General features: G+C 34.4%; 7 protein-coding genes. 6 read left to right on the top strand and 1 reads right to left on the bottom strand.

The genetic code is table 11. From position 1 onward, the window contains the following. Positions 1 to 397: amino acid permease (locus BCI01S_RS24295; RefSeq protein WP_156485500.1), on the bottom strand; the 397-nt coding region annotated here is incomplete at its 3' end. Positions 398 to 1316: 919 nt separating this feature from the next. Here BCI01S_RS24295 and BCI01S_RS24290 point away from each other — a divergent pair. The 6 genes from BCI01S_RS24290 to BCI01S_RS24265 form a co-directional block, all read left to right on the top strand. After that, entirely contained in the window at positions 1317 to 1742 is a 426-nt protein-coding gene (locus BCI01S_RS24290) for a DUF1641 domain-containing protein (RefSeq protein ID WP_047942916.1), read from the top strand. Between the two features lie 116 nt (positions 1743 to 1858). Continuing rightward, entirely contained in the window at positions 1859 to 3043 is a 1185-nt protein-coding gene (locus BCI01S_RS24285) for an NAD(P)/FAD-dependent oxidoreductase (RefSeq protein WP_047942917.1), read from the top strand. A gap of 287 nt (positions 3044 to 3330) precedes the next feature. Continuing rightward, positions 3331 to 4515, top strand: a complete 1185-nt coding sequence (locus tag BCI01S_RS24280; RefSeq protein ID WP_047942918.1) for a Ger(x)C family spore germination protein — start codon at positions 3331 to 3333, stop codon at positions 4513 to 4515. Positions 4516 to 4700: 185 nt separating this feature from the next. After that, positions 4701 to 5186, top strand: a complete 486-nt coding sequence (locus BCI01S_RS24275; RefSeq protein ID WP_047942919.1) for a nitroreductase family protein — start codon at positions 4701 to 4703, stop codon at positions 5184 to 5186. Between the two features lie 268 nt (positions 5187 to 5454). Next, positions 5455 to 6453, top strand: a complete 999-nt coding sequence (locus tag BCI01S_RS24270) for an asparaginase (RefSeq protein ID WP_047942920.1) — start codon at positions 5455 to 5457, stop codon at positions 6451 to 6453. Between the two features lie 412 nt (positions 6454 to 6865). Beyond that, a partial coding sequence (locus BCI01S_RS24265; protein ID WP_061801326.1) for an SH3 domain-containing protein occupies positions 6866 to 7960 on the top strand: 1095 nt, incomplete at its 3' end.

The raw sequence follows: 7960 nt of genomic DNA, 5'->3' as shown, positions 1-7960 counted from the left end.
CATAAATACAAGCGAATACCCATAATGGGACTTTAGGAAACCAGAATTGAGATAACAAGGAGAGAGCGGTTAATTGGCTTCCCATGATTAGAATGTTAGAAAACCAATAATTCCAGCCACAACTAAAGCCAGCCCATGGGCCAAATGCTTTATTTGCATAATAACAAAATGACCCTTCCTGTGGATCCTCCGCAGTCATTTTTGCCAATTGATTAAAAACGATATACGTTCCAATCGCTGCTAAAATGAAGGTGAAAACAATGGAGGGGCCTGTTTCCATAATTCCAAGGCTGGAACCAAGAAAATATCCCGTTCCAATTGTACAGCCCACACCAATTAATGATAACTGCCACCATTTAAGATTTTCTGTTTTTGAATCTGCTTTTTTATTTGTCATTGTGTTCTCCTCTTTAAGTAATAATGAAGGGATTACAAAAAAGATAATGTTAATCTCTATTAGTATGGCAGCTTTTTCTGCAATTATTTGTGTAACTAATAAACATTAAAAAATAGATTGGAACTATAGCACCTATGTAATAAAAAGAAAAAATATTTACTGATGAAATAATGGTGAAATGATGGTATCTCAGATAACAGGGAGATATTATTTTAGAGGAGAAAAAATGATTGGATTTGCCAATTGTTTATTTGTTTTATTCAACTTTGAATGGCAAAATGAAAATCAAAACTAAAGTTAACAAGGGAACGACTTGTTCTGTATTTTTTTCACTTAACCATAAAGAAGAAAATAGGAATGGGCAGAGATTAAAAACCTGCCTCTATTTTTGATGAAAATAAGTAACGTTTACAGGGGTTTATAAGTCGTTTGGAGAAGTATAAAGGAGTAATAGATACAGTTTGTCGACATAAAGAGTTTTTAATCTGCTATGTAAACTTTCGATTATCAAGAGAGGGGGGGACAGACTAAATGAATAGTAACTTGTTTTTTTAGCATAATAGTTTATAGAGTAAAAAATAAGACAATTTTGATTAATAATTTATTTTGTTGGTTTTATGGCTTTATACTCTCTTTTCGTGATAAATATCACTTTTCTTGAAAAAAACTCTGATTTTTTGTCAAACTTACATTTATTTTTGTTCAAAAAGTGGTATTATATTAAAGGAGTTTAATGATGGAGAGGTTGTACATCTTCTTTTAGTATGTAGAAAAAGAGTTTAAAAAGTTTTGTACATACCTTCATTCATTTTAACTAGAGTTGGTTAAAAATTATCTTTTGCAAATTTTTGTGCATAGAATCACAAAACATTTGTTAATAACATTTAAGCTAAGTGCTTATAGTAAAGGAGAATCAGTTATGTCAGAAACTACTGCGCAAACCAATGCTGAAAAACAACTGACTGCAACAAATCAAGATTTATTGGATCAGTTGCTAAAGCCTGAGGTACAAGAATCATTGACAACATTAATGGAACAACTACCAAAGTTAACTGAAATGATTAATGGTCTATCTAAAACTTATGATGTTGTTCAATCATTATCCCAAGATGATGTATTTAAAAACGATATTGTTGGGGCAACAACGGAAATGTTCGAACCAGTTATTCATTCTGTTAAAGGAATGGCATCCGCTGCTATCGAAGCCAAGGATCGTGCAGATGCAAGCAATGAAACAATTGGTGTATTCGGTTTAATGAAAATGTTAAAAGACCCACAAGCACAAAAGATGTTCCGTTTTTTACAGAGCTATCTTCAAATTATGTCAGAACGCAATAATAAATAATCTTTCAAGTAGTCTTCCTCAGTCAGTAATGACGTTAATAAAAGAATTTATTTATGTGAAAACTAACAGGGAAGCTTGCCAATACTTTTAAATGTAATAAGGACGGGGGATTTACTATGTCAAAACATATTGTTATTTTAGGTGCTGGATACGGTGGCCTGCTAGCAGCTTTAAATGTTCGTAAATTTTACAGTAAAGCGGAAGCTACAGTAACCGTTATTAATAAATATCCAACACATCAAATCATTACTGAATTGCATCGCTTAGCAGCAGGTAATGTTTCTGAAAAAGCTGTTGCTATGCCACTAGAAAAATTATTTAAAGGCAAAGATATCGACTTAAAAATTGCTACTGTTGATTCTTTCAATGTAGATACAAAAGAGGTTGCTTTAGGCGATGGAACTAAATTATCTTATGATGCATTAGTAGTAGCGCTAGGAAGTGTAACAGCATACTTCGGTATCCCTGGTCTTGAAGAGAACAGCATGGTTCTTAAATCTGCAGATGATGCAAACAAAATCTACAATCATGTAGAAGAGCGTATTCGTGAATATGCTAAATCAAGAAAACAAGAAGATGCTACTATATTAATTGGTGGCGGCGGACTAACAGGTGTAGAACTTGTTGGGGAACTTGCTGATATCTTACCAGGATTAACAAGAAAATACGGTGTTGATTTCCGCGATATTAAATTACTATTAGTAGAAGCAGGTCCGAAAATTCTTCCTGTTTTACCAGAAGACTTAATCGAACGTGCTACTAAGAGTTTGGAAAACCGTGGCGTTACTTTCTTAACAGGCTTACCAGTAACAAATGTGTCTGGCAATGTAATTGACTTAAAAGATGGTCAACAAATTGTTGCTAATACATTTGTATGGACTGGCGGCGTACAAGGAAATCCGCTTGTTGGTGTTTCTGGATTAGAAGTAAATCGTGGTCGTGCAACTGTAAATGAATTCCTACAATCTACTTCACACCCTGATGTATTTGTAGCTGGTGATAGTGCTGTTTACTTCCCAGCTGATGGGGATGGTCGTCCAGCACCACCAACAGCTCAAATTGCTTGGCAAATGGGAGAATTAATTGGATATAATCTATATGCTTACCTTGAAAATAAAGCATTAGACACCTTTAATCCAATTAACTCCGGTACACTTGCAAGTCTTGGTAGAAAAGATGGTGTAGCAATCGTTGGAGGCAGCTCGACTCCATTAAAAGGGTTACCTGCTTCCTTAATGAAAGAAGCAAGTAATATTCGTTACCTATCACATATTAAAGGGCTATTCAGCTTAGCTTACTAATAATAAAGAAGGAAAAGATGAGGACAGGGCTAATACACTGTCTCTCATCTTTTTTTATTTGTATCCACTTGAGAAAGAGAGACTTATCATATTATTGCCAGCTATCCCTGTCATTTATGTCATTCCTCAATAGAATTGTAAGGAGATATAGGATAAATTTCATTCTTTTTCACAAACTATTATTATCTTTGAAAAAGATGTAATGTCTGTTTTCCAGATTCTCTATCATACCAATTAGTGATGGAGGAAGGAAGATATTGACGATACAAAGGGAGTAGTCTAAAAATATGAAGCGCTGTTTATTATGTATATCTATTGTATCCATCTTGTTTTTAGCTGGTTGTTGGGATCATTCGGAACTAAATCAAAATTCGATTGTAACGGGGATAGCAATGGATAAGGGGAAGGAACATAAATACAAACTTTCGATAGAGAGTACTTCTGCTGCAGAATTAAATCCTAGAACTGCTCAAGGTTTGGCTCCTGCGATTGTCTACTCTATAGAAGGGGATACGGTAGGGGAGATTATCCATAAGTTTAATTCTGCAATATCAACTCATTTGGTTCTTTCTCACATGAGAATCCTTATTATCGGAGAGGATATGGCGAAAGAGGGTATTTTAAGTTTTATGGATTATTTTGATAGGGATAGAGAGATAAGAGACGACTTTAATATAGTTGTTGCAAGGGATACGGAGGCCGTAGATTTTTTACGAGTAACGAACGATTATCAAAAAGTTTCATCTTTGAAAATATTTCCCCAACTCGATAATATGTTAGAGGAATGGGGAGGAACTCCAGGTATTAAATTAAATGATTTTATCCGTACCTATTCATCATCTGGTCAAGTTCCAGTTTTGTCCGCTATGAAAATTCAAGGCGAAAAAGAAAAAGGGTGGGACCTTGATAATATTAAAACAACAGTGCCAGGGGCAATAGCAAAAATTGATTCATTGGCTATTTTTAAGTATGGAAAGCTGCAAGGATATTTGGATTTAAATGATACAAGAATGTTATTATGGATTCAAAGTAAGTTGGAACAGACCTCGTTGAGTATTCCATACAATGATAGCAAATACTTTGGGCTGCGTGTTAATCATTCTAAGACAAAGATTAAAGCTAGACAAGTGAACGGCCGACCTAAATTTGATATATTTATTCAAGCTGAATCGATTCTAGATGGATCCGAGAAAGGGATAAAAGCTGCAAAAGTAAATGCGTTTGAAGATTTTGAAGACAAAACAAACCGTTATCTTGAAAAAGAATTTAATAAGTTGATAAAAAAAATGCAGAAAGAATATGTCGCAGATATATTTGGGTTGGGAGAAATATTTAGAGATCAAGATTACAAGCATTTTAAACAATATGAAGATAATTGGGATACAGGTTTTAAAGATGCGAAGATTAATGTGCATGTAAATGTAGAAATAAAGAGGAGTGGGTTCCGCAACAATAGTAATAATATAAAATAAGCAAATGGCAAACTTGTTCAGGGGGCGACTTAAGAAACGTTTCAGTTACCATTAGGATAGTTATCAATGTTCTGAAGGTAATTATTTTGTATTTTAGAAAGAGGCATTATTTAAAAAAATAGAAAATAGGATTATTATAATAAAGAGAAATAAGCAATAATTCATAATAAAGGGGAGAGTTAAAAGTGAATATAGCTGAATTAATTACAGGGAGAAGAACAGTAAAAAAATTCAAAACGAAGGATGTAGAGAATGCTATTATTATCGAATGGCTCCAACAGGCGAAATTTGCACCAAATCATAGGATGACAGAACCATGGAGAATTCTATTTGTTGGTGAGAATACCCGAGCGGAACTAAAACATAAAACAAATTTTGGCGGGGCTTCTAAGGTTATAGCTGTTTTATCGCATAAAGGAAGAAACCAAGTCGAACGGGATGAAAATTTAGCAGCAGTATCCTGTTTTATCCAAAATTTTATGCTGCAAGCATGGGACGCAGGAGTAGGTACGTTTTGGAGTTCTGTCGGATCTTCGGCTTTAGGGAGAAATACGTTAGGAGTAAGCGAGGATTATGAAGTGGTCGGAGTTCTTGCTATTGGTTACCCAGAAGAAATTATGGAACCAAAAGCGCGCACGTCTATTGAGGAGAAAATTACCTATTTAGATTAAAACATGATCTAGTAATTTTGCAATAAGCGAATAAAAGGCTCAAACAATCATACGAATCTGTTTGGCTTTATTTTTGGCCGGACATCTCTGTTCCGGCCTTTTTTATTTTGCTTTCAGCTAAGAAAATAGAAATAGAGAGAAATAAATTCTTCTGAAAAAATGGATAGAATCCTCTTATTGCGGAAACTTCTTTAAATATATATAATAACGTGGTGTATACCGAAAATAGGTATATTTTTTAGGAGTATGGCATTTAGGAGGACTGTAAATGAAAAAATTGCTTTTACTTGCAACCGGCGGGACAATTGCTTCAATAGAAGGAAATGAAGGACTTGTTCCTGGTTTGTCTGCAGAAGAGCTCCTTCAATATTTTAAGAATGATATTTTAGAAGTTGATGTAACTTGTGAGATCATTATGAATAGAGATAGTACTAATATGCAGCCGGAACATTGGGTTATGATGGCTGAGATCATTGCTGAGCGGTATCATGAATTTGATGGTTTTATTATCACACATGGTACGGATACATTAGCGTATACATCAGCTGCACTTTCTTATATGCTTCAAGGTCTCAAAAAGCCTGTTGTAATTACTGGATCACAGGTCCCGATTAGTTTTAAACAAACAGACGCTAAGAAAAATGTTATAGATAGTATTCGCTTTGCTAAAGAAGAGATAGGTGGAGTTTTTGTCGTTTTTGATGGACGAGTTATTATTGGTACAAGAGCAATGAAAATGCGAACAAAGAGCTATGATGCATTTGCGAGTATCAATCATCCATATGTAGCGACGATTGAAAAAGACCAAATTCACTTTTTATGGAAGCCTGATAAGCCGACAACTGAATTGCTGTTGGATACAAGCATATGCCCTGATGTCTTTTTATTAAAATTGCATCCAGGCACAAAGCCTGAGATCTTTGATTTTATTAAACAACACTATAAAGGGGTCATTATTGAAAGCTTTGGTAATGGGGGATTACCTTTTGAAGAAAGAAATCTATTGCCGAAGATTGAAGAAATGGTAGATGAAGGAATTGCTGTTGTTATCACAACTCAATGTTTGGAAGAAGGACAAGACCTCTTATTATATGAAGTAGGAAGAAAAGTGGCGCAATATAATATTATATTATCAGCAGATATGAATACAGAAGCAATAGTGGCAAAATTAATGTGGGTATTAGGAAATGAATTAACATTAAATGAAATAAAGAATCGCATGGAGAGCCAATTAGCTTATGATTTATCAGTTGATTGGGAAGGATAAAGATCCAACTACTGAGTGATGAAGCTTCCAATCTATCTTTTTGGTGATAGATTGGAAGCTTTTTTCATTCAGTTTTGCAGAAATAAGGTGTCTCAATTTTAAGTAGTCTAAGATACCTGTTTTTGGTCTCTTTTATCATATCTAAATCATCGTGACTATTTATTTCTAGTGAGTAATGGTACTATTAGAATAGGTGAAACGTTTATATTTTGTGCTGCTATGAAACGTTAGACCTAGTAAAAGAGGCGATAACAAAAAAACGTGACTATAGGATTATATACTAGTAGAATAATAGATAATATCATAGGTACTAAAGAATATATAATAGGGGTTTAGAGATTAGTAGTAACAAGATGATAGATGCAAGAATAACCAAATAATGAACTAAGTAAATAGATCTAGGAGGTATGTAGTGGTGAAAAAAGTAGTTGTACCTGGAATATTTTTAGCAGCATTATCTTCTCCACTTTTTATGGAAGAGGCTCATGCAGCTTCCGTCACGAAGTATGTAGAGGTGAATAAAGGCTCGGTATTGAATGTAAGATTCGGTCCATCTATTAGTACAAGTGTTGTAACCATATTAAAGGCAGGAGAAAAGGTTAATGTCCTTTCGGAAACGAATGGCTGGTCAAAAGTGGAAGTGGATGGAAAGATTGGATATGTATCATCAAGTTATCTGATAACAAAGCAAGTAAGTTCCGTAAAATATGTTTCCGTTGATCCTTCTTCAACTTTAAATGTAAGAGAGTCAGCTTCGACAAAAGCAAATGTAGTAACAAAGCTAAAAAACAATACAAAAGTCGAAGTAGTTTCAGAGTCCAATGGCTGGGCGAAAATTAAAGTAAATGGCATAAATGGATATGTATCATCTCAATACATAAAAGCTGTTCAAACAGAGGAAAAGAAAACAACCAATAGTTCAAACAAGCAACAAAAAGTGACTAAATACGTTAATGTTAATACTGGTTCCAGTTTAAATTTAAGAAACAGTCCCTCCAATTCAGCTTCCATTATTGTAAAATTGGCTAAAGATGTGCCTGTAACGGTTTATTCAGAATCCAATGGCTGGTCAAAAGTAGAAGCGTATGGAAAACAAGGATATGTAGCAACACAATATCTAACAGAGAAGAAAGGAACTGCTAGTCCTGAGAAAAAAGAAGAGACAAAAACAAGTACTAGTGAAAAGGCAGCGGCGAAATATGTCAATGTGGAAAAAAACTCTTCCCTTAATGTTAGAAAGGAAGCAAGTACTAATAGTGCTATTCTAACAAAACTTTCAAGAGGAACAGAGGTAAAAGTTCTGTCGAGTGCAAATGGATGGGATAAAGTAACTGTATCTGGAAAAACAGGTTATGTAAGCAGTAGTTATTTATCGGTGACAAAAATTACAGAAACAACAACTAATAATAAAGGGACCGATAAGAACGAAGCAAAGCAGTCGGAAAAAGCACCAACCGGAAAACAAATGAAAGTGAACGTTCAGGCAGGATCTAATTTAAATGTAAGG

The organism is Niallia circulans NBRC 13626 (assembly GCF_001591585.1).
Taxonomy (GTDB): domain Bacteria; phylum Bacillota; class Bacilli; order Bacillales; family Cytobacillaceae; genus Niallia; species Niallia circulans.
The sequence above is the reverse complement of the archived record's forward strand: the minus strand, read 5'-3'. Positions and strand labels throughout refer to the sequence as shown.